This is a genomic window from Pseudomonas sp. 910_21 (genome assembly GCF_052850735.1).
In genome coordinates this window covers 688,147-711,437 of the sequence record NZ_VXCY01000002.1, presented here as the reverse complement: position 1 = coordinate 711,437, position 23,291 = coordinate 688,147, and the positions used below count along the sequence as shown (strand labels likewise).

Below are 23,291 nucleotides of genomic sequence, written 5' to 3'. Positions count from 1 at the left end.
CCCCACCTTGGTCAGCAGACTTTTTGACCGATACTCCCGAACCAACCCGGAGCAGGCATGCACGATTACAAATGGTTGAACGAATATTGTCTTAATCGCTTTGGCTCCGCCGCAGCCCTCGAAGCCCAGCTGCCGACGCCGGCGAGCCACGACTACCTGCGCTCGTTGAGCGCTGATCGCTACTTGTCGACCCTGGCCTTGCGAGTCTTTCGCGCCGGGTTGAAGCACAGCCTGGTAGATGCCAAATGGCCGGCGTTCGAACAAGTGTTCTTTGGCTTCGATCCGGACAAAGTGGTGCTCATGGGCGCCGAGCATCTGGAGCGACTGATGCAGGACACGCGGATCATTCGCCATCTGGGCAAACTCAAGAGTGTGCCGCGCAATGCCCAGATGATCCTCGATGTGGAAAAACAGCACGGCAGTTTCGGCGCCTTCATTGCCGACTGGCCAGTTCAGGACATCACGGGGCTATGGCAATACCTGGCCAAGCATGGCAACCAGATGGGAGGGCTTTCCGCCCCGCGCTTCTTGCGCATGGTGGGCAAGGACACGTTCATCCCCACTTGGGACGTCGTGGCGGCACTCAACGCCCAGAACATTGTCGACAAGGTGCCCAGCAGCAAGCGTGACCAGGCCCTGGTCCAGGAAGTGTTCAACCAGTGGCAGCAGGAAAGTGGCCGACCACTGTGCCAGCTGTCAGCGATGCTGGCCTACACCGTCAATCACTGATCCCCCCCTTTCATCAACGTGGCTCTCTGCCCGGTACAACGGGCAGATGAACACCCCGCTCTCAAGCGCCTCCATCTCAAGCTGACAATAAGCTGAACTAAACGCGGGTTTTTTCTTCCGCTGTTTTTTATCGGATAAAGTTCGCTGCGCACTTGCCACAACGATAAGAACGATAGATAGACGGTTTCTGTAGCCACACTCTGCTGGCCAATAGACGGGCATGGCCTGACAACAAAGCACTGATCAGGCCAACAACCTGAACAAAGGCTGTCAGGTTTAAAAGAACTGCCGCCATACATTCGTTTTTTTCACATTGCTTTCACTCTCCGCCCACTTGGCCCGACCTAAATTGGCCCCAGTTGCGGCGAGGATGCCGGTGAGCGCATGCCGTTCTTTTCAGAACACCTGGCAACAACCTAATCAGGTAAACGACGTGGTCAATACGGCTGAATCCGGTACTGGCGGCAAGACAATCCGCAGCTTGCGAATCTTGGCTGGCGCCTGTGGGGCAGCCCTGGTAACTCTCGTCTGCGGCTTTGTCCTGTGGCCAGCCACGCCACTGGACCTGGGTGTCGACAACCAGATGCAGCAAGCCGGCTTCTATCGCCACTGGCAAAGCGGCGAGGTAATTGCCCTGGTGCGGCATGCCGAGCGCTGCGACCGCTCCGCCAATCCCTGCCTGGGGCCTGTTGACGGCATCACCCTATCCGGAAGCCGCATAGCAAGCGACCTGGGCCGGGCGTTCCGCACCCTGGGCATGGCCTCCACCGATGTCATCAGCAGCCCGGCAACCCGAACCCGGCAAACTTCGGAGTTCATGTTCAACCGGCCGGTGCAGACCCAGGACTGGCTGAGCAACTGCGGCGAACACTTCGAAGAACAGATCAAGGCGCACAAGTTGTTCAAGCGCAACCTGATCCTGATTACCCACAGCGATTGCATCAGCGACCTGGAAAGCCAGTTGGGCTTTGAACATGCACTGGCCAGCAAGTACGCCAGCTCGCTATTTGTCACCCTGAACGTGGACGGAACCATGGAAGTAATGGGCATTATCAATGCCGCAAGCTGGCGAAAAACTCTTGAGCACCTTATCGAATAAGCTGTAACTATTTTTAACAACATCTCAACAGACTTTACTCGGAAAGTAGACACACTCTCTCGCTAACTATTTTACCTTATAAGTCCTTGCACTAAGAGAGCGCCCCTCTCACTTACAAGAAGCCCCATCAAACAGGCGCAGCCAAGTATATTTTTTTAAGACTTGAGAAAACTGAGTATTCGACAACAATTTACCGTTCATCAGTGATACCTAATGAACGTAACAAGCCACCGCTTTCGACAAATGACTTAGAGGACACAAATGCAGCGCACTTTACCGCCCCAAGCTTATGGAACAAGCACCACGCCTTCCGGCTATACCCTGGGCGGGAGTGCAACCAGCGGCATCCAACGCTGGGCAATACCCTTCTTGCTGCTGGCCTTCGCACTGTTCTACCTGCTGCCACTGACCAGCCACGGCCTTTGGATTCCGGATGAAACCCGCTACGCACAGATCAGCCAGGAGATGCTGCTCAGCGGGGATTGGGTGTCTCCGCACTTCATGGGCATCCGCTACTTCGAAAAACCCATTGCCGGCTACTGGATGATCGCCATCGGCCAGGCAGTGTTCGGTGACAACCTGTTCGGGGTACGTGTTGCCTCGGCCCTGAGCACCGGCCTCAGCGTACTGCTGGCTTACCTGATCACTCGCCGGATCTGGAGCGACCCGCGCAAGAGTTTTGCCGCTGCCCTGCTTTATATGAGCTTCGGCCTGATCGCCGGGCAAGCCGGGTACTCCAATCTCGATCCCCAGTTCACCTTGTGGGTCAACCTCAGCCTGGTGGCGCTCTGGTTCGCCCTGGGCAGCCAGACCCTGCGCGGCCGGTTGCTGGCTTGGGGCACCTTGGGCGCCGCCTGCGGCATGGGCTTCATGACCAAGGGGTTCCTGGCCTGGTTGCTGCCAGTGCTGATCGCCCTGCCCTACATGCTCTGGCAACGACGCTTCGGCGAGTTACTGCGTTATGGCCTGGTGGCGGTGCTGATGGCGATTGCCATCAGCCTGCCCTGGGTGTTGAGCATCCATGCCCATGAACCCGATTTCTGGCGGTTTTTCTTCTGGCATGAACATATCCGTCGCTTTGCCGCCGAGAATGCCCAGCACACTCGCCCCTGGTGGTTCTACCTGCCGCTGCTGGTGGTCTCGAGCCTGCCCTGGGCCGCCTTGCTGCCCGGCACTCTGATTCAGGCCTGGCAGGACAAGCACCAGGCGGCCACCGGTTACCTGCTGCTGTGGTTGCTGCTGCCGTTGGCGTTCTTCAGCCTGAGCCGCGGCAAGCTGCCGACCTACATCATGCCCTGCCTGCTGCCCTTGGCCGTGCTCATGGGCCACGCACTGATCCAGTGGATCAGCGCAGGCAAGACCCGGACTGTTCGCCTCAACAGCCTGCTCAACCTGCTGATCGGCGTCGCTGCACTGGTAGCGCTGGTGGTGATCCAGATCACCCGGCCGGTGTACGGCCACGACGAAATGCTCAGCCTGTCCCTGGTGTTCATCATGCTCATGGGCTGGATCATCGCCAACCTGCTGCCGGCCTCCCGGCCGCTCAACTACTGGGCAGCACCGGCACTGGGCATCTGGCTGCTGGTGGCGCTGCTGCCTGCGGGAATGCCCGGCTTGATCGTGCACAACAAGATGCCGGACCAGTTCATCAAGGAGCACCTTGCGGAACTCAAGCAGACCGACCGCCTGCTGAGCAACGACCTGGGGGCTGCCTCAGCGCTGGCCTGGCGCCTGCAGCGCTCGGACGTGGCGCTGTACAACACCGAGGGCGAATTGAAATACGGTCTGGCCTATCCTGAGTCGGCCCAGCGCAAGGTCAGCATGGCCGACGTCGGCCAATGGGTCAGTGACGCGCGAAAACAGGGATCGGTGGGTGTGGTAATGCGGGTCAAGGACGTACTGGAGAACGAAGAAGTCGCCCTGCTTCCACCGGGGGGCAAGCGCTACGAACAAGGCAACATGCTGATCCTGATCCTACCGGCCGCTCAACCCTGACCTGCCTGCCTTGACACCTGCCTGAGAGCGTCAGCGTCGACCACCGTCGGCGCTGGCGCTTCTTGCACCTTCCTCCCACATACAGCCTGCAGAAATCCGCCCATGAAAAGCTGCAACAGCGAACGCAAGGCCCTGGCCCTGCTTCTGGGCGTCAGCGCCCTGATCCTGCTCCTCGGCCTGGGCTCCCGTGAGCTGTGGGGGGCGGAAACCCGCTGGGCCAACATTGCCTTGCAGATGCTGCAGAGTGGCGACTACTTCGACCCCTATCTCAAGGGCGCCCCCTATTACGACAAACCCCTGCCGTCCTACTGGCTGATCACCGCCAGCGCCTGGCTGACCGGAGGCCTGGGGCACTGGTCGCTGCGGCTGTCCTCGGTGCTCGCCGGATGGCTGAGCATCTGGCTGGTGTACCTGCTTGGCGAGCAACTGTTTCACAAGGGCACCGGGCTGATCGCCGGCTGGATGCTGGCCACCACCTTCTACTTTGCATTCTGGGCACGGGTGGCCACCGCGGACATTCTCACCGTGTGTGGAGTGCTGGCAGCGGTGTGGTGGTACTGGCGAGGACCCGAAGATACCCGCCTGAGTCGCTATTGCCTGTTCTTCCTGCTGTTGGCGGCGACTTCACTGCTCAAGGGATTGATCGGTTTCGTCCTGCCGGGGCTCATCCTGCTGCCACACCTGCTGAGCCAGGGACGCTGGAAGCGTCACCTCAATCCACGCCTGTGCCTGGCGTTGCTGATGGCTGCCCTGCTGTACATGGTGCCGTTCGTGCTCTCGCACCTGTATGGCGCCCCGACCTACGGTGAAAGCGGGCTGAGCTTGGTGTTCCGGGAAAATGTACAGCGTTTCTTCGACCCTTTCGACCATGTCGGGCCGATCTATACCTACCTGATCTACCTGCCGGCCTACACCTTGCCCTGGGCACCCTGCTGGGTACTCGCCCTCTGGGTAGCGGCGCGTCACTGGCGCCAGCTACAACCCAATGAGCGCTGGCTGGTCTGGGCTCTGGGCTTGTTGTTTCTGTTTTTCACTGCCAGCGGCAGTCGGCGCAGCTATTACGTCCTGCCTCTGGTGCCCTTCGCCCAACTATTAGGAGGCTGGTGGCTGAACCGCCACCTGCTACAACGACGCGCCAGCGGCAAGCACAGCGAACGCAACTGGACCATAGGCTTTGCCAGCGCAGCGCTGGTCCTGCTGCTGGTGCTGGGGGTGGCCTATCCCTGGAGCAATGGCGGAGGCGGTGTCATCCAGTTCGGCACGCAGGTCAGGGCCGAGGCAAGCCGGATTGCCCCCTGGAATCAATGGCGGATGGTGATGGTCGAGGTGGATAACAAAGTGCCGCTGTACCTGCAGAATCAGGGAGCGCCCTTCTATTACGTCGCCGAAACCCAGGACTTCCCTCGTTCCGGCACCAGCGCGGACTTCATGGCCTGGCTGGACAAGACCAGCGGCCAGCATTGGGACCCCCAACGCACTCTGATCCTGGTGCGACAGAGTCAGAACGAACCGTCGATGCTCAGCTACTTGGGCAAGGATCATCAACTGATCCGCACACTGCCGACCAACGGTGAGCGGCTGGCGAAAAAAAAATCCGAGGGCAGTGTCGCCTTCATTCCGCAGGCCCCCGGGGCCTGAAGCGCCTCGCCACGCCGGATAGCAACCGGCATGGCGATGGAAGCTCAGCGAGAACGGATCAGAGATTCACCACATTGACGAAACGCGGCGTGGCGCTGTCGTCGATGCGCAGGTTGGTGAAGTCGAACAGATTGCGATCCGCCAGTTGCGAAGGAATCACGTTCTGCAGGCCGCGGAAAATGCTTTCAGTACGCCCCGGGCTCTTGCGCTCCCACTCCTGGAGCATTTCCTTGACCACCTGACGTTGCAGGTTCTCCTGGGAACCGCAGAGGTTGCAGGGAATGATCGGGAATTGCTTGAGGTCGGAGTAGGCCTGAATGTCCTTCTCGCTGCAGTAGGCCAGCGGGCGGATCACCACATTGCGCCCGTCATCGGCCAGCAGCTTGGGCGGCATGGCCTTGAGCGAACCGTTGTAGAACATGTTGAGGAAGAAGGTCTCGACGATGTCGTCACGATGGTGACCGAGGGCCATCTTGGTGGCACCAATCTCATCAGCGAAGGTGTACAGGGTGCCACGACGCAGGCGCGAGCACAGTGAGCAGGTGGTCTTGCCTTCCGGTATCAGTTCCTTGACCACCGAGTAAGTGTCCTTCTCGACGATGTGGTACTCGATCCCCAACTCCTTGAGGTAGGCCGGCAGTACATGCTCGGGGAAACCGGGTTGCTTCTGGTCCATGTTCACCGCGACGATCTCGAACTTGATCGGCGCCACCTTCTGCAGGTGCAACAGCACGTCGAGCATGGTGTAACTGTCCTTGCCGCCGGACAGGCAGACCATGACCTTGTCGCCCTCTTCGATCATGTTGAAGTCGGCGACCGCTTCGCCCGCCTGTCGGCGAAGGCGTTTCTGCAGTTTGTTCTGGTTGACCGTAAGAGTGCCCATGGCGCTTGGAATCCGCGAGGTATGTGACGAAAAGCCGGACATTTTACGCAAAAACCCCGGTCCCTTGAAAGCGTCGCAACGCAGCGCTCCCCGGGGCTGCGGTGACAGACACACCCGCGATTACCCTGGGGTTTTACAGCGCGATTTGCTCTAAAGGTGCGCACATCTGACGAAAACTCCTCCCTATACTGCGACATAAGGTCGCATGCATATATAGACCTATACTGACTGTGCCACTTGGCTGTAAGCGCTCCGTTGGGGGGCGATGGCAACAATAAAGGAGTGACTGACCATGATTCATCATGTCGTAGGACTCTTCACCCACCCCGATCAGGAATGGCGAGACATCCGTGGCGATGCAGAGGAAAGCATCAGCCACATGTACCTGACCCACACGCTGATTCTGGCAGCGATCCCCGCCATCTCGGCCTTTATCGGCACCACCCAGGTCGGCTGGGTCATCGGCAACCGCGCGCCGGTGATGCTGACCATGGAAAGCGCCCTGTGGATGACCATCATGTCGTACCTGGCCATGCTCGGCGGCGTGGCGGTGATGGGGGCCTTCATCCACTGGATGGCCCGGACCTATGACGCCAGCCCGAGCCTGGCGCGCTGCGTCGCTTTTGCCACCTACACCGCGACACCGCTGTTCGTCGGCGGCCTGGCGGCGCTGTATCCCCATATGTGGCTGGGGATGATCATCGGCACGGCGGCGATCTGCTACACGGTGTACCTGCTCTACGTCGGGCTCCCGACTTTCATGAACATCCCGTCGGACGAGGGATTCCTGTTTTCCAGCTCGGTCCTGGCGGTAGGACTGGTGGTGCTGGTAGCGATCATGGCCTTCACCGTGATTGTCTGGGGCCTGGGCGTCGGCCCCGTGTACACCAACTGACGCCGCACCAATAATAATCCTCCATCTGCCAACACAGGCCGCCGCAAGGCGGCCTTCTTAATGGACGCGATCCGACGACCATTCGGCGCCTGGACGATTCGGATTCGCCGGTCTTTGCGGCATACTCAGCCACTCTGGAGAGCCGTTAAGCATGCCCGAGCAACTCAATACCCGCGTCGAAGACTGTTTCCTACTCGCTGAATCCTTTTTCAAACGTCCTTTCAAACGCCCGGTGGTCAGCCTCAAATTACGAGGCCAGAAAGCCGGGGTCGCCCATTTGCACGAAAACCTGCTGCGCTTCAATCCGCAGCTGTACCGGGAAAACAGCGAAGACTTCCTCAAGCAGACCGTGGCCCACGAAGTCGCGCACCTGATCGCCCATCAGTTGTTTGGCGAACGCATTCAGCCCCACGGTGAGGAATGGCAACTGATCATGCGCGGGGTGTATGAACTGCCGCCCAATCGTTGCCACACCTATGACGTCAAACGTCGCAGCGTGACCCGCTACATCTACCGCTGCCCCTGCGCCGAAAGCGATTTTCCGTTTTCGGCGCAACGCCACAAGCTGGTGGCTCAGGGGCGTCGCTACTTGTGTCGACGCTGTCGGCACACCCTGGTCTACAGCGGAGAAACCAGGGTCGAGTGATGGCGCCAACGTGCTTCGCCGGCAAGCCGACGCCTACGCGATGATCTGGTTGCGCCGCAGCTCCTCGATACGCTCAGCGCTGTAACCAAGCTCCGCCAGCACCTGATCGGAATGGGCGCCCAGCCTGGCGCCGATATGCCGCGGCTCGGGCAAACCCTCGGAGAACTTCAGCGGACATGCCATCTGTGCCTGGAGGCTACCGTCTTCCCGGGGGACCTGGCTTACCAGTTGCCGGGCCTGCAATTGGGGATGCTCCACCGCCTCAGCCAAGCTCAGCACTGGTTCGACACAAGCGTCGAGCCCGGCGAACAACTGGCAAAGCTCGGCGAAGTCGTGTTTCTCGAACTCGATCTGCAAAGCCTGCTTGAGGGCCCTTTGCTGCTCGGGCAGGGGGGACAAGCCCTGGGCTGCCAGTTCCGGCCGCTCCAGGGCCTGACACAGCTGCTGCATGAACACCGGCTCCAGGCTGCCCACCGATAGCCAACGACCATCCCGGCTGCGGTAGTAGTCGTAGAAGCTGCCACCATTGAGCACCTGTTGCTCCATCCCCGGCTCAACCCCGCAGGCCAGGTAACCGGCTCCGGCCATGGCGTTCAGGCTGAACACGCAATCGGTCATGCTGATATCCAGGTGCTGGCCCTGCCCGCTGTGCTGCCGGGCGATCACCGCCGCCAGCAGGCCGATCACGCCGTGCAGCGAGCCCCCGGCGATATCCGCCGCCTGGATGCCCAGAGGCAACGGGCCCTGGTCGCGACGCCCGGTCTGGCTGGCGAGCCCGGCCAGGGCCAGGTAGTTGATGTCGTGGCCGGCGCGGTCCTTGTAGGGCCCGGTCTGACCATAGCCGGTAATGGAGACGTAGATCAGCCGCGGATTGATCGCCTTCAAGGCCTCGTACCCCAACCCCAGGCGCTCCATCACGCCCGGGCGAAACTGTTCGAGAACGATGTCATGATCCTGCAGCAGTTGCCGGATCACCTCCAGCGCCTCGGGCCGCTTGAGGTCCAGGGCCAGGCTGCGCTTATTGCGGTTGAGATAGGCGTGACTGGCGGATACGCCGTGATCGTGGGGCGGTAGCACCCGCAGCAGGTCCATGCGAGTCGGCGACTCGATGCGCAGCACCTCGGCCCCCATGTCCGCCAGCAGCAGCGAGGCGAACGGCCCCGGCAACAGGGTGGAGAAATCCAGTACCTTGAGTGACGCCAACGGCCCTTGCATGTGCCCTCTCCTCTTGATCGACTGCCTCAGAGTAGGCAGCCGCGAGCAGCGCAACAATTACCACAACGGTCAGCCGGACTGACCGTTGCGCTCAATCTCCAGGCAATAAAAAACCCGCCGCAGCGGGTTTCTTATATTCAGCAAGACTTACTTGATGCTCGGCGCCGGACCTTCGGCCACACCCAGATCGTCGGTTTCACGGGTGTCGGTGATCGCACGGCCACCAGACGCCAGCTCGACCTGCAGTTTGTCTTCGTCCAGCTCCTTGACCCACTTGGCGACTACCAGGGTAGCCACGGCATTGCCCACCAGGTTGGTCAGGGCACGGGCTTCGGACATGAAGCGGTCGATACCCAGAATCAGCGCCAGACCAGCCACCGGCAGGTGACCCACGGCCGACAGGGTAGCGGCCAGAACGATGAAGCCACTGCCGGTGACACCCGCAGCGCCTTTGGAGGACAGCAGCAGCACTAGCAGCAGGGTGATCTGGTGAGTGATGTCCATGTGGGTATCAGTTGCCTGGGCAATGAACACCGCGGCCATGGTCAGGTAGATCGAGGTACCGTCCAGGTTGAAGGAGTAACCGGTAGGAATCACCAGGCCGACCACCGACTTCTTGGCACCCAGGCGCTCCATCTTGATCAGCATGCGTGGCAGGGCCGATTCCGAGGACGAGGTGCCCAGCACGATCAGCAGTTCTTCGCGGATGTAGCGGATCAGCTTGATCACGCTAAAGCCGTGGGCGCGGCAGATGGCCCCCAGGACCACCAGCACGAACACCACGCAGGTGATGTAGAAGCAGATCATCAACTGGCCCAGTTGCACCAGGGAGCCGACGCCGTAGGCACCGATGGTGAAGGCCATGGCACCCAGCGCACCCAGGGGCGCGAGCTTCATGATCATGTTGATGATGTTGAACATCACGTGGGCGAAGCGGTCGATGAAGTCCAGCACCGGCTTGCCGTAGGCACCCAGGCGATGCAGGGCGAAACCGAAGATCACCGAGAACATCAGCACTTGCAGGATGTCGCCGTTGGCGAAGGCACCGACGATGGTCGACGGGATCACGTTGAGGATGAAGCCGACAATGCTCTGGTCATTGCCCGCAGTCACATAGGCCGCGACTTTCGAAGCATCCAGGGTCGAGGCGTCGATGTGCATGCCTGCACCCGGCTGCACCACGTTGACCACGATCAGGCCGATCAGCAGGGCAATGGTGGAGACGATTTCGAAGTACAGCAGCGCGTAGCCGCCAGTCTTGCCCACCGATTTCATGTTCTGCATGCCGGCGATACCACTCACCACGGTGCAGAAAATGATCGGCGCAATGACCATCTTGATCAGTTTGATGAACCCATCACCCAGGGGCTTGAGGGCCACGCCGGTCTGAGGATAGAAGTGACCGAGCAGGATGCCGATGGCGATGGCAACGATCACCTGGAAATACAGGGATTTGTACAGTGGCTGACGAGTCGTCATTGCAAAGTTCCTCAAGAGCCCCGGTATGCAGCGTCCGTCGATGCATGCGGTGCCTAAAGTGCGAACCCTCCTGCGCTGGAGGGATTTGTTGTGTCGAGCTGCGTGCTGGCAGATCTTCCGGCTCTATCGCAAAGCCCGTGCCACCTTGTAAAAAAGCCCTACAGGCCTTTAGACATCAGGGGTCGAGCCGATCTTTGCATCCCTTGCACCCGGCGCAGCTGGCGGATTTCCGCCCATCTACCGAGTCTCGTCCTACAATTTGGCGGATATCCGCCTTGTTCCCTCATGGGGGGCTGGCTAACATCCGCCACTCAATGGACGGACCAGCCTTCATGCGCGAACGCACCATCGCCAGCCACTTTGCCCGTGCCGCCTTAGGCGGTGCACGTCGTCGCGGCTACGATTACGGGCCGCTGCTGCAGCAGCTGGGCATTGGCCCCGAACTCCTGAGCCAGCCCAAGGCACGCATCGCCCCCGAGCAATTCACCTGTCTGCTGCAGCAACTGTGGCTGGCGTTGGACGATGAGTACCTGGGCTTCGGCCATGGCCCCAGTAAACGCGGAACCTTTGCCATGATGTGCCACGCGCTCATCCACTGCCGCACCTTGGAAAAAGCGCTCAATCGCGGCTTATTATTTTATAGCTTGTTTGCGCAAGCTCCGCGCCTTCGTCTGACGCGTGAAGGGGATATGGCTCGCCTGAGCCTGGATGATTCTGAGCTATGGGACCCAGAGCATTTTCTCAGCGAAAGCCTGCTGGTGATCTGGCATCGTCTGGGCAGCTGGTTGATCGGCCAGCGCATACGTCTTGAGCAAGCCTGCTTCAGCTACCCGAAACCCGAACACGGCGCGGAATACGATTTGCTGTTCCCCTGCCCACTGCTGTTCAGCCAGGAACACAGCAGCCTGCTGTTCCACAGTCGCTACCTGGGCATGCCGCTGTTACAGGATGAACGTACCCTCAAGCACTTCCTCGAGCGCTCCCCCGCCGACCTTTTGTCACGCCCGGACCAGGGCGACAGCCTCAGCAGCCAGTTGCGGCATCTGCTCAGCCGTGACCGGGAGCGCTGGCCCGACCTGGAAAGCGTTGCCCAGCACCTGCACGTCAGCCCACAGACATTGCGCCGCCATCTACGAGAAGAAGGTTCGAGCTTTCAGGAGCTGAAGGATGAACTGCGCCGCGACATCGCCATCTACCACCTGGGGCGGGCCGACCTGTCATTGCAACAGATCGCCGAGCAACTGGGCTTTTCCGAACCCTCGGCCTTTCATCGGGCATTCAAGAAATGGACTGGCCTGACCCCAGGCGCCTATCGCGCCCGGGAGCAGTAGCGAAAGCGCCCTTTACAGCGCCGGGAAGTGAATCCTGAAGGCCGCACCGCCCAGGGCAGAGTCCCCCAGGGTCAACTGTGCACCGTAACTTTCGATGATGTCCTTGACCACTGCCAGGCCTATGCCCTGCCCTGGATGCTGGCGATCAAGACGCTCACCACGCTGGAGAATCCGTGCCCGCTGATCCGGCGGCACGCCAGGACCATCGTCCTCAACACACAGCTCAGAACCGTCCAGAGTCTCGCGCACACTGATGCGCACCGAACTCAGGCACAGGCGGTAGGCGTTCTCCAGCAGGTTGCCAAGCAACTCCAGCAAGGCACCCTGCTCGATCGGCACATAGCAGCGCTCGGGCAAATCGAAGGACACGCGCACCTGCTTGTCGCGATAGACCTTGTCCAGGGTATCGCACAAGCTTTGCAGAACCGGTCGCAGACGCACCTGATGGCGCACCAGGCCACTCTTGCGCAAGCTGGCACGCTGCAACTGGTAGCTGATCTGCTGGCTCATGCGTTCGATCTGCGTCTGCAGGACCCAGGCCTGCTCCCGATCCTGAGGGCGCTGCGCCATGTCCTCGCTGACCCCTTGCAACACCGTCAGCGGGGTTTTCAGGCTGTGGGCCAGATCATCCAGGGAGTCCCGGTAGCGACTGCGCTGCTCGCGCTCGCTTTGCAGCAGACGGTTCAAGGAACCGGTCAGGCGCAACAGCTCCCGCGGATGCTCCTCACTGAGGCTTTGGCGGGTACCGCTCTCGATCTGGTCCAGCTCCTGACTCAAGCGCCGCAGGGCCTGCAAGCCCCAGGTCAGCCCCAGCCAGAGCAATGCCAGGAGCACCAGCAACGCCGCACCAAAGCCCAGATAGAGGTTTTCCCTGACCCCTTCAAGGGTCTGCTGGTACTCACGCACCGGCTGCAATGCAACGATACTGAAGGCCGCGTTCTTGCCCCCCAGCAACTTGATCTCGACGTCGTAGACGAAGAACTCCTGGCCATTGGCTTCACGGATTCTGGCGAACTCGTTACCGCGCCCGTCGTACCGCGGCCGGTAATTGATGTTCTCTTCCTGGGTGGCCCGGGAACGCCAGACCAGGTGCCCCTCTCGGTCATAGATGTAGCCCAGCAAGCGACTGTCGGCGAGATTGAAGCGCTCGTCCGGCAGTTGCGCGGGCATCTGCAGGCGATTGTTTTCAATTCGCGCCGCTGAAATCAGGGTGGTGACATCGGAAGCCAGGCGCTGCTCGATGGAGTCCTGCAGCGCCAGGCTGAAGGCCCCCTGCATGGCCGGCAGCAACGCCAGCATGAACAGCACCGCCAGGGTGGTCGCCGCCAGCATCAGCCGCAGGCGCAGCGATCGAATCATCGGCAGCGCTCGTTGAACAAGTAGCCCAGGCCGCGCACCGTATCAATCGGCTTGAAGCCCGACGGACCTTCCAACTTGCGCCGCAGCCGCCCCACCAGCACCTCGATGACGTTCGGATCACGCTCGTCATCGTCCGGGTACAACTGCTCCATCAGCCGGTCCTTGGCCACCACCTGCTGGTGATGGCGCATCAGGTACTCGAGGATCCGATATTCGTAGGCGGTCAGGGCCAGGGGCTGCTCATCCAGGGACGCCTGCTTGCGGTTCAGGTCCAGCAGCAACGGGCCAGCAATGATGGTGGACTGGGTAAAACCACTGGAGCGCCGCAACAACGCATTGAGCCGTGCATCCAGCTCTTCGAACTGAAACGGCTTGACCACATAATCGTCGGCACCGGCGGCCAGGCCTTCAACCTTGTCCTGCCAGTTGCCGCGGGCGGTGAGGATGAGGATCGGAAACGTCTTGCCACGGGCACGTAGCTGGCGGATCAGATCCAGTCCGCCCATGCCGGGCAACCCCAGGTCGATCACCGCCAGATCGTGATTGAACTGCTCGGTCTGATACAACGCCTCTTCGGCGTTCGCCACAGACTCGACCACATGGCCACTGTCGGTGAGGCGGGTTTGCAGGTGATGGCGCAACAGCGCCTCATCTTCGACGACCAGCAACTTCATAACGCTCTCCCAGGCAAAATTCGACATCTCCAAGGGCGCCCCTGCGCCCTGACGATCAATGCGCCAGCGCCGGACCGTGCCCAAGGCACGATCCGGCGCGGTTCAGGCCAGGCCGCTTATTTAGAAAGCGTAGTTGGCCGACAGATAAGTCTGGGCGCTGCTGGTAAGGCTCAAAGAACCTTGCTTGCTGCCGCCCCGCTCGCTCATCTCGGTCCCGGCATTGCTGCGCAGGTAACGGTAGCCGAGCTCCACCGACGTGTTTTGTGAAACCTGCTGCAGGACACCAGCCTGCACTCCCACCGCGTAACCGATGTCACTGTCGCGGCTGAAGCCCGGGGACTCCTGGGTCAGCTTGGTCAAGCCGGCGGTAGCGCCGCCAAACAGCTTGGTGCTGCTGGTCACCGGCAGGAACATATCGTAACTGCCCAGCAGGTTTTGCTGACGCAGTTTAATGCCATTGTGAGAGCCGGAAACGTAATCGTAAGTGGCGTAGTAACGGCCCTGGTCATTCTGTTGACCGAAGCGCACACCCCAGGTGTTGTCCTTGCCGATCACACCATCGGCGTTCGGGTGGCCGAGATTGCTGTTGAGCTGGCTGGATTTTTTAACCTTGTCGCTGGTCTGGCCGTAGGTCAGGCTGGCGAAGTTGCTGTCAGCGGCTTGGACGGCGGCGCTGGCGCCGAGAACGGTAAAGGCCAGGATCAGTTTTTTCAATGAAGTCATAGGAAGTTTCCTTTGCGCTATTGGCTTTTTGGGTACGGGGCTAGAGTAAACAGCCCGCCCTGAACTCCCCCTGAACACACTCTTAACCTCACCTGAACCAGATCCATCTGGCTGTCTTGAGGCGTTTTACCTGCACAACGGCTCTCGCCTAGCCTTCTGAGTCCCCTCTCTGCGCCACACACCGCTACCCTCGAACTCTTCAACCCGGCAAACTAGCAGCCATGAATGCACTCCCCCCTCTCCCCGCTTGCTGTACCTCTCTGGATGCGTCCTGGCCCCTGCCGGAGGCATTGCCCCATACCCTTTGGCTGAGCACTCGGTTCAATCCCGGGCACTTGGCTGCAGATGATTTCCAGCGCAGCGGCATTGAAGCGCCACCAAGCATCCAGCGCTCGGTAGCCAAGCGCCAGGCCGAGTTCCTTGCCGGCCGCCTGTGTGCCCGGGCCGCCCTGTGGCAACTGCAGCGCATGGATTGGGTTCCCCCGATCGGGGCCGACCGGGCGCCGATCTGGCCCGAGCATATCTGCGGCTCTATCACCCATAGCACTGGACGCGCCGCCGCCATTGTCGCCGACAAACAGCACTGGCGAGCCTTGGGGCTGGATTTGGAAACACTGCTGAGCAATGAGCGCGCCGCCAATCTGGCGCAGCAGATCCTCACTCCGACGGAACTGCAACGCCTGGACCTGTTGCCCCCCGCATTGCACGCCCTGGCGGTGACCCTGACCTTCTCGATCAAGGAAAGCCTGTACAAGACCCTGTATCCGCTGGTGCAGAAAAACTTCTACTTCGAGCACGCCGAGGTACTGGAATGGTCCCCCGAGGGCCAGGTCCGAGTGCGTCTACTGACGGACCTGAACGAAGAATGGCACCACGGCAGTGAGCTACAGGGGCAGTTCGTGGTCGAGGGCGACCAGTTGCTCAGCCTGATCGCCATCAAGGCTGCTCCCCCGACAATTGTCAGCGGGGTTCCTGCTGCCGGGGCCAGCTCAGGCTGAAGCAGGCGCCCCCGAGGCTCTTGCTCTTGCTGATCAGGGCCCGGCCATCGTGCCAATGGATGATTCGCCGCACAATCGACAGCCCCAGCCCATGGCCGCCGGAAGCCCGGGTACGGCTGTCATCCAGGCGCAGAAAAGGCGTGAAGATCTTTTCCCAGGCACTTTCCGGTACGCCGGGACCGTCATCCTCCACATCCACCCGACAGCGCAACTGGCCCACCTGATAACTGACGGTGACCTGGGATTCCGCATGGCGCATGGCATTGCTCACCAGATTCTGCAGCGCTCGGTGCAGATAGCGCGGCTCAGCCTCGACCCAGGCGCCGTCGCACTCGGCCGCGGACAGGCACAGCCCACGCTGGACCTTGAGGTTGGCCCGCAAGGGCGCCAGCTCGCTGATCACTTGGTTGATCAGCGCATCCAGATCGATACGCTGGAAGTTCAAGGCCGGCGAGCCCTGTTCCAGGCGGGCATAGGTGAGCATCTCGTCCACCAGCCGATCCAGATCCTGAATATCGTTGTCCATGCCGTCCAGGTACTTCTGCCGTGCCTGATCGGTACTTGCCGAAGCAATCATCTCCAGGCCGAAACGCAACCGAGCCACCGGTGTACGCAACTCATGAGAGACCGCCCGCACCAGTTCGCGCTGGATCGCCAGCAAGCGCTGCAGATGCTCGGCCATGCCGTTGAATGCAGCCGCCAGGCGCCCCACCGAATCCACGCCACGAGCCGGCACGCGGGTTTCCAGGCTGCCCTTGGCAATCTTCGTGGCTGCCGATTCCAGGCCGCTGAGACGTCGCTCCAACTGGCGCACCAATAAATAGACGATCAGGCCAATCAAACTCAGGCCGAGCACGGCAATCAGCACCAGCCATTGCGGCGGATAAGGGTTCATCTGATACAGCGGGCCGATTTCCAGGACCCAGGGCGTACCCACCAGCCCCGCGAATACCCGGATCGAGTCACCGCCCTTGCCCAGGGCCATCACCGTATCGCCCTCGGCCACCCGCCGGCGCTGGTCATCATCCATATCGGCAGCATCCAGGGTGGACAGGTGCATGTCGAAACCAAAACCCTTGGCCTTCTTTAACGCCGCCAGGCGCTCGGGCTGCTCCGCCACCGGATACCGTACCAACTCGTCCGCCAGCAGATAGATGGTTGCCCGGGCCAGTTGCTCGCTGATCTGTTGCACTTCGGCACTGAGCAGCAACTGCTCCTTCTCACTAACCAGGCGATAAACCCGGGCGGCGAAGGGCCCGGTCTGCTCCACCAGCGCCTGCCCCCGCAGGACTCGGCCACGCTGGCTGCTGTCCAGGTCGGTCTGGCTGAAGGTCTTCAGGCGCAGGGGAATCCCCAACAACCGCTCCCACACCGCCAGCGCGCGGCGACGCTCGATTTCGCTCATGGGCTTGAGGTTGTCCGCCATCAGCGAGAAGGTGCCGTGGGCCAGTCGTTCGCGGTACTGCTCGCTGCGCACTTCGTTGAGCAGGTGCAGAGCCAGCACCCCCAGCAGCGCCACCAGGATCAGCGCGGCGCACATGCCGCCATAGATACGCAGGAAGATGGAGTTCACGAGGGCAAGTCGGCGGCGGCTTCGGGAACGAACAGATAGCCCTTGCTGCGAATGGTCTTGATCAGTCGAGGGTGCTCAGGGTCGTCGCCGATCTTGGGCCGGATGCGCGAGATGCGCACATCGATGGAACGATCCTGGCCGTCATAACCTATGCCGCGCAGAGCGGTGAAAATTTCCTCACGGGACAGTATTCGCCCGGCGTTCACCACCAGCAGCCACAACAGATCGAACTCGGCACTGGTCAACTCGATGCCGATATCGCTCAGCCATGCTTCGCGCAGGGCATTGTCCACCACCAGGGGACCGAATTGCAGGCGCCGGGTTTTCTCCTGGGCAGGCTCCGGTGCCTCGCTGCGCCGCAGCAAGGCCTGGATCCGCGCCAGCAACAAACGCGGGCGCACCGGCTTGCAGACATAGTCGTCGGCCCCCAGGTCCAGGCCCATGACCTGATCCATGTCATCGGTACGGGCGGTGAGCATGAGAATTGGCCCGTCATAGCGAGCCCGGACCTTGCGACAGATACTCAGGCCGTCTTCGCCGGGCAGCATCAGGTCGAGAATCACCAGGTCTGGCTGCTCGGCAATGATCCTGGCTGCAGCCCGAGCGCCGTTGCCCTCGATGGCCACCTGCAAGCCGTTGCTCTCCAGATATTCACGGGTCAACTCAGCCAGACGCTGGTCATCCTCGACAATCAGTACCTGCCAGGCTTCTTGCTCCACGCTCGACCTCTTTTATTGCCAGCACTCACTGGAAGGAAGGCACCCGTCTTTTTGTCATGAAAAAGACGGATAACCGGCCATGGAAAACGCCGTCAGCACCCCATGAACCGCGACGGATTGTAGCAACCGGGATCGCCCCACACACAAGCGACTAAAACGACTCGGTCAGGGGGATTTTTTGTGATAGGGTTCGCGCCCGCAAAAATCCGCCCAAGGCAATTTCCGGCGGTAAAAAACAGTGACAAACGGTTCCATGCACTAGGACTGCGGCCTCCGCGAGTTTTACCCAGTCCATACACAATTTACGCACAACCTTATCCACAGGCAGCACGTTGCAATCAGCCCCCCAAACGCATTATCTTGTAGCCCGCCGGCCAAAAACACCTATATCTAGGGTTTTACGCAAAAAACCAAACACAATTCAGACAAGAAACTCAAGCCCTTTTCTTGCCCCGTTTGGTGGAACCAATCGCTGTTTCAGAAGACCAAGACCGCGCGTGCGGATGGCATCGTTTTCCACCCTGTCCAGGAGAAAGCGGTACGGGTGTTGCAGCAACAAGACTGTCACCCACCAGGAATAAGGTGCCGAGCCCAGGCTCGACACCATGACTTCGGCATGGAAGCGGCGCCAACAGCCCCCTTCCTGAACTGTCCCGAAGTCGTTATGCCCGGCCTCTGCCGGCTGTAGTGCTTCAGGACGGAACGGTGGGCACCTCATTGGTGCCCAAACAAACATAGAGAACGTGGAGACACCCATGCAAACCGACACAACTCGCGAGAACCCGCAGGCCAATGCGCCGCAGGCCGCCGATTCCAATCTGGATCTGTCTGCTACCGCCCCTGGCCAATTGCGCGTGATCAAGCGTAACGGCACTGTCGTTGCTTACACCGATGACAAGATCACCGTCGCTATCACCAAAGCGTTCCTCGCAGTTGAAGGCGGCACCGCCGCTGCCTCGTCGCGAATCCACGACACCGTGGCGCGTCTGACCGAACAGGTTACCGCGACCTTCAAGCGTCGCATGCCTTCGGGCGGCACCATCCACATCGAAGAGATCCAGGACCAGGTAGAGCTGGCCCTGATGCGCGCCGGCGAGCAGAAAGTTGCCCGTGACTACGTGATCTACCGCGACTCGCGTGCCAAGGAACGCGCCACTCGCTCCACCGGCGAAGAGCCGGTACAAGCCCACCCATCGATCCGCATCACCCGCGCCGATGGCAGCTTCGCTCCTCTGGACATGGGCCGTCTGAACACCATCGTCAGCGAAGCCTGTGAAGGCCTGGAAGAAGTCGATGGCGATCTGATTCAGCGCGAAACCCTGAAGAACCTCTACGACGGCGTGGCCCTGAAAGACGTCAACACCGCCTTGGTGATGACCGCCCGCACCCTGGTCGAGCGCGAGCCGAACTACTCGTTCGTCACCGCCCGCCTGCTGATGGATACCCTGCGTGCCGAAGGCCTGGGCTTCCTCGAAGTGGCCGAAAGCGCCACTCACCACGAAATGGCCGACCTGTACGCCAAGGCACTGCCAGCCTACGTCGCCAAGGGTATCGAGTTCGAATTGCTGAACCCGGTACTGGCTGAGTTCGACCTGGAAAAACTCGGCAAGGCGATCAACCACGAGCGCGACCAGCAGTTCACCTACCTGGGCCTGCAAACCCTGTACGACCGTTACTTCATCCACAAGGACGGTATCCGCTTCGAACTGCCGCAGATCTTCTTCATGCGCGTGGCCATGGGCCTGGCGATCGAAGAGAAGCAGCGTGAAGACCGCGCCATTGAGTTCTACAACCTGTTGTCGTCCTTCGACTACATGGCTTCGACCCCAACCCTGTTCAACGCCGGCACCCTGCGTCCACAGCTGTCGAGCTGCTACCTGACCACCGTTCCAGACGACCTGTCGGGCATCTACGGCGCCATCCACGACAACGCCATGCTGTCGAAATTTGCCGGCGGCCTGGGCAACGACTGGACTCCGGTTCGTGCGCTGGGCTCGTACATCAAGGGCACCAACGGCAAATCCCAGGGCGTCGTGCCGTTCCTGAAAGTGGTCAACGACACCGCCGTTGCCGTTAACCAGGGTGGCAAGCGCAAAGGCGCTGTGTGTGCCTACCTGGAAACCTGGCACATGGACATCGAAGAGTTCATCGAGCTGCGCAAGAACACCGGTGATGATCGTCGTCGTACCCACGACATGAACACCGCCAACTGGATCCCTGACCTGTTCATGAAGCGTGTCTTCGATGACGGCAAGTGGACCCTGTTCTCGCCGTCCGAAGTACCGGATCTGCACGACCTGACCGGCAAGGCCTTCGAAGAGCGCTACGAGTACTACGAAGCCCTGACCGAGTACCCGGGCAAGGTCAAACTGTTCAAGACCATCCAGGCCAAAGACCTGTGGCGCAAAATGCTCTCCATGCTGTTTGAAACCGGCCACCCATGGCTGACTTTCAAAGACCCGTGCAACCTGCGCAGCCCGCAGCAGCACGTGGGCGTGGTCCACAGCTCGAACCTGTGCACCGAGATCACCTTGAACACCAACAAGGACGAGATCGCCGTTTGCAACCTGGGCTCGATCAACCTGCCGAACCACATCGTCAACGGCAAGCTGGACACCGCCAAGCTGGAACGCACCGTGAACACCGCCGTGCGCATGCTCGATAACGTGATCGACATCAACTACTACTCGGTGCCGCAAGCGAAGAACTCCAACTTCAAGCACCGTCCGGTCGGCCTGGGCATCATGGGCTTCCAGGACGCGCTGTACCTGCAGCACATCGCTTACGGTTCCGACGCTGCCGTCGAGTTCGCCGACAAGTCCATGGAAGCGGTCAGCTACTACGCGATCCAGGCTTCCTGCGACCTGGCCGACGAGCGCGGCGCCTACGAGACGTTCCAGGGTTCGCTGTGGTCCAAAGGCATCCTGCCGCTGGATTCGCAACAGATCCTGATCGAGGCCCGTGGCCAGAAGTACATCGATGTGGACCTCAACGAAACCCTGGACTGGGCGCCGGTACGTGCCCGCGTGCAGAAAGGCATTCGTAACTCCAACATCATGGCCATCGCACCGACCGCGACCATCGCCAACATCACCGGCGTATCGCAGTCGATCGAACCGACCTACCAGAACCTCTACGTGAAATCGAACCTGTCGGGCGAATTCACCGTGATCAACCCGTACCTGGTTCGCGACCTCAAGGCTCGCGGCCTGTGGGACTCGGTCATGATCAACGACCTGAAGTACTACGACGGTTCAGTGCAACAGATCGAGCGCATCCCGCAAGAACTCAAAGAGCTCTACGCGACCGCCTTCGAAGTGGAAACCAAGTGGATCGTCGACGCTGCCAGCCGTCGCCAGAAGTGGATCGACCAGGCTCAGTCGCTGAACCTGTACATCGCCGGCGCCTCGGGCAAGAAGCTGGACGTGACCTACCGCATGGCTTGGTACCGTGGCCTGAAAACCACCTACTACCTCCGCGCCCTGGCCGCCACCAGCACCGAGAAATCCACCATCAACACCGGCAAGCTGAACGCTGTTTCCAGCGGCGGCAACCACGGTGACGACTCGGTCCTGGCTGCGCCAGCCGGTCCTGCTCCAGTGCCGAAGGCTTGCGCCATCGACGAGCCGGATTGCGAAGCCTGCCAATAAGCTGAGCTGACAGGCGCCTATGGCGCCTGTGCCAACCCCCGATAGGCCTCCGGCTTATCGGGGGTTTTCTTTTGCCCCCAACAAAACCGCAGGAGCCGGCTTGCCGGCGAAGAAGCCCCCCCGAGCGCTGCACAAGCTTCAAGGATGCCTTCGCTGGCAAGCCAGCTCCTACACAAGCCAGCCCGCCTGCACACCTGCACAGGCACGCCCTGCTCAAACCAGTGCACCTCTAGGAACCTGCCGTCGATAACGAACATGGGCAAGCGGGCATAAAAAAGCCCCTCATCGAGGGGCTTTTTGTACAGCGCTCAAGCGAACCAGCATCAGGTCATCTGGATGATGGTCTGCATGATGGTGCTCTGGGTGGAGATGGTCTTGGCGTTCGCCTGATAGTTGCTCTGAGCCTTGATCAGGTTCACCAGCTCATTGGTCAGGTTAACGTTGGACTCTTCCAGGGAGTTGGACTGGATCGCTCCCAGGGTGCCGGTCTTCGGAGCGTCATAACCTGGAATACCGGACGAGTAGGTCTCTTTCCACTGAGTGCCGCCTACCGGCTGCAGACCTTGCTCGTTGGTGAAGCTGGCCAGGGAAATCTGACCGATCGCCTTGGTCTGCTCGTTGCTGAAGTTGGCCAGCATTACACCGGTGCCATCGATGGTCAGGCTGCTGATCTGGCCAGTGGAGTAGCCGTTCTGCGCGATGATCGAGCGAGTGCTTTCGCCGAACACCGAACCGGTTTTGGTCATGTCGATGCTGACGCCGTTCGGCGCTGGCTTGGCACCGTTAGGAGTGAACACGCCATTGGTGACGGTACCCGGAGTCCAGGCAGCAGCCGACATGACAATGCTGTTACCGGTAATGGTGTACGGCGTGGTCCCAGGCGCAGCTGGCGGGGTCATGCTGCTGAGCTTGCCCGACGAGTCGAACTTCATGGTGATCGGCGACTGGTTGGCCATGGTGAATGCAGTACCGTCCGGATTGCGACCATCAATCAGCGTGTAGGTTTGCCACTCATTGGCGTTCGGCGTCTTGATCATGTACTGATCCATGACGTGCTTGTTGCCCTGAGTGTCATACACCGGAGTACTGAACGACTTGGTGTAGGTGGTGTTGTCGGTCGGATTGAACACATAAACCGGAGCGGTCGAAGCCACATTGATCGGAGTCGAATCGGAATTCAGGTTGATCGTCGAGGAGATCGAGTCGGTTGGCTTGGGCGACAGGTTCGAGGTATCGATCCGCAGGTCGGTCAATACACCGTTGATGATCTTGCCGTTGGCATCTACGGCATAGCCTTGCAGGCGCGCAGTGCCATCACTGTTGGTGATGAAGCCTTCCTTGTCGGTCTTGAAGGTACCGGCACGGGTGTAGGTCAGCGAGCCGTTGGTGCTGAGCACGAAAAAGCCCTGCCCCTGAATGCCCATGTCCAGCACGTTGCCAGTGTTGCTGATATCACCGTTGGTGAACTGCTGGGAAACGTTGGACAGGCGTACGCCGTTACCAATCACCTGGGTGCCGCTGCCCAGCTTGGTGGCCGAGTAGACGTCGGAGAATTCTGCGCGGGAAGATTTGAAACCGGTGGTCGCGACGTTGGCGATGTTGTTGCCGGTGACGTCCAGCTGTTTGTTGGCAGCGTAGAGACCGCTAAGGCCGATATTGAAAGACATATTCCACTCCTTGTGCCG

At 60.5% G+C, this 23,291-nt stretch carries 18 protein-coding genes; 9 read left to right on the top strand and 9 right to left on the bottom strand.

What is annotated here, in order from left to right; all coding sequences use genetic code 11:
- Positions 1–57 precede the first annotated feature (57 nt).
- The 4 genes from FW796_RS08385 (at position 58) to FW796_RS08370 (ending at position 5,461) form a co-directional block, all read left to right on the top strand.
- The gene (locus FW796_RS08385; protein WP_346632301.1) at positions 58–729 is read left to right on the top strand and encodes a DNA-3-methyladenine glycosylase I; all 672 of its coding nucleotides are present in this window, start codon (positions 58–60) and stop codon (positions 727–729) included.
- 433 nt (positions 730–1,162) lie between these two features.
- Positions 1,163–1,828, top strand: coding sequence for a lipopolysaccharide core heptose(II)-phosphate phosphatase PmrG (gene pmrG / locus FW796_RS08380; protein WP_346632302.1), 666 nt, complete (start codon positions 1,163–1,165; stop codon positions 1,826–1,828).
- A gap of 261 nt (positions 1,829–2,089) precedes the next feature.
- Positions 2,090–3,823: a lipid IV(A) 4-amino-4-deoxy-L-arabinosyltransferase gene (gene arnT, locus FW796_RS08375; RefSeq protein WP_446439233.1), complete on the top strand. Its 1,734-nt coding sequence runs from the start codon at positions 2,090–2,092 to the stop codon at positions 3,821–3,823.
- Positions 3,824–3,925: 102 nt separating this feature from the next.
- Positions 3,926–5,461, top strand: coding sequence for an ArnT family glycosyltransferase (locus FW796_RS08370; protein ID WP_446439232.1), 1,536 nt, complete (start codon positions 3,926–3,928; stop codon positions 5,459–5,461).
- Between the two features lie 58 nt (positions 5,462–5,519).
- Here the strand turns inward: FW796_RS08370 and ttcA are convergent, their stop codons facing one another.
- Positions 5,520–6,344 carry a tRNA 2-thiocytidine(32) synthetase TtcA gene (ttcA, locus tag FW796_RS08365; protein ID WP_346632305.1) on the bottom strand — a complete coding sequence of 275 codons (825 nt, stop codon included), beginning with the start codon at positions 6,342–6,344 and terminating at the stop codon, positions 5,520–5,522.
- 292 nt (positions 6,345–6,636) lie between these two features.
- Between ttcA and FW796_RS08360 the strand changes: the two genes are divergently transcribed.
- Both FW796_RS08360 and FW796_RS08355 read left to right on the top strand, forming a co-directional pair.
- The gene (locus FW796_RS08360; RefSeq protein ID WP_123726910.1) at positions 6,637–7,239 is read left to right on the top strand and encodes a Yip1 family protein; all 603 of its coding nucleotides are present in this window, start codon (positions 6,637–6,639) and stop codon (positions 7,237–7,239) included.
- 151 nt (positions 7,240–7,390) lie between these two features.
- Positions 7,391–7,885, top strand: a complete 495-nt coding sequence (locus FW796_RS08355; RefSeq protein ID WP_346632306.1) for a SprT family zinc-dependent metalloprotease — start codon at positions 7,391–7,393, stop codon at positions 7,883–7,885.
- Between the two features lie 33 nt (positions 7,886–7,918).
- Here FW796_RS08355 and FW796_RS08350 read toward each other — a convergent pair whose 3' ends face one another.
- Together FW796_RS08350 and FW796_RS08345 are read right to left on the bottom strand one after the other, a co-directional pair.
- A complete protein-coding gene (locus FW796_RS08350; protein ID WP_346632307.1) occupies positions 7,919–9,100 on the bottom strand; it encodes a CaiB/BaiF CoA transferase family protein in 1,182 nt (393 codons plus the stop codon).
- 147 nt (positions 9,101–9,247) lie between these two features.
- Positions 9,248–10,579: a dicarboxylate/amino acid:cation symporter gene (locus tag FW796_RS08345; RefSeq protein ID WP_346632308.1), complete on the bottom strand. Its 1,332-nt coding sequence runs from the start codon at positions 10,577–10,579 to the stop codon at positions 9,248–9,250.
- 332 nt (positions 10,580–10,911) lie between these two features.
- Here FW796_RS08345 and FW796_RS08340 point away from each other — a divergent pair, with 332 nt between their 5' ends.
- The gene (locus FW796_RS08340; protein ID WP_346632309.1) at positions 10,912–11,910 is read left to right on the top strand and encodes an AraC family transcriptional regulator; all 999 of its coding nucleotides are present in this window, start codon (positions 10,912–10,914) and stop codon (positions 11,908–11,910) included.
- Between the two features lie 12 nt (positions 11,911–11,922).
- On the opposite strand, the gene FW796_RS08335 is transcribed toward FW796_RS08340, so the two are convergent.
- From FW796_RS08335 to FW796_RS08325, 3 genes are all read right to left on the bottom strand, one after another.
- Positions 11,923–13,269: an ATP-binding protein gene (locus tag FW796_RS08335; protein ID WP_346632310.1), complete on the bottom strand. Its 1,347-nt coding sequence runs from the start codon at positions 13,267–13,269 to the stop codon at positions 11,923–11,925.
- Positions 13,266–13,943: a response regulator gene (locus FW796_RS08330; protein WP_123726906.1), complete on the bottom strand. Its 678-nt coding sequence runs from the start codon at positions 13,941–13,943 to the stop codon at positions 13,266–13,268. The genes FW796_RS08335 and FW796_RS08330 overlap by 4 nt, the downstream gene beginning before the upstream one ends.
- 120 nt (positions 13,944–14,063) lie before the next feature.
- Positions 14,064–14,666 (bottom strand): hypothetical protein, encoded by a 603-nt coding sequence (locus tag FW796_RS08325; protein ID WP_102860716.1) that lies wholly within the window; start codon positions 14,664–14,666, stop codon positions 14,064–14,066.
- A 221-nt stretch (positions 14,667–14,887) separates the two neighbouring features.
- On the opposite strand from FW796_RS08325, the gene FW796_RS08320 reads away from it, so the two are divergent.
- Positions 14,888–15,664, top strand: a complete 777-nt coding sequence (locus FW796_RS08320) for a 4'-phosphopantetheinyl transferase family protein (RefSeq protein ID WP_404937499.1) — start codon at positions 14,888–14,890, stop codon at positions 15,662–15,664.
- Here the strand turns inward: FW796_RS08320 and FW796_RS08315 are convergent.
- Together FW796_RS08315 and FW796_RS08310 are read right to left on the bottom strand one after the other, a co-directional pair.
- On the bottom strand, positions 15,627–17,237 hold the full coding sequence (locus FW796_RS08315) for an ATP-binding protein (RefSeq protein WP_446439231.1): 1,611 nt from the start codon (positions 17,235–17,237) through the stop codon (positions 15,627–15,629). The two genes, FW796_RS08320 and FW796_RS08315, sit on opposite strands and share 38 nt — an antisense overlap.
- Positions 17,234–17,956 (bottom strand): response regulator, encoded by a 723-nt coding sequence (locus FW796_RS08310; protein WP_446439230.1) that lies wholly within the window; start codon positions 17,954–17,956, stop codon positions 17,234–17,236. The genes FW796_RS08315 and FW796_RS08310 overlap by 4 nt, the downstream gene beginning before the upstream one ends.
- Before the next feature lie 755 nt (positions 17,957–18,711).
- Here FW796_RS08310 and FW796_RS08305 point away from each other — a divergent pair.
- Complete coding sequence (locus tag FW796_RS08305) at positions 18,712–21,606, top strand: ribonucleoside-diphosphate reductase subunit alpha (protein ID WP_346632314.1); 2,895 nt, start codon at positions 18,712–18,714, stop codon at positions 21,604–21,606.
- Between the two features lie 323 nt (positions 21,607–21,929).
- Here the strand turns inward: FW796_RS08305 and flgE are convergent, their stop codons facing one another.
- Entirely contained in the window at positions 21,930–23,273 is a 1,344-nt protein-coding gene (gene flgE, locus FW796_RS08300; protein WP_346632315.1) for a flagellar hook protein FlgE, read from the bottom strand.
- Positions 23,274–23,291 lie beyond the last annotated feature (18 nt).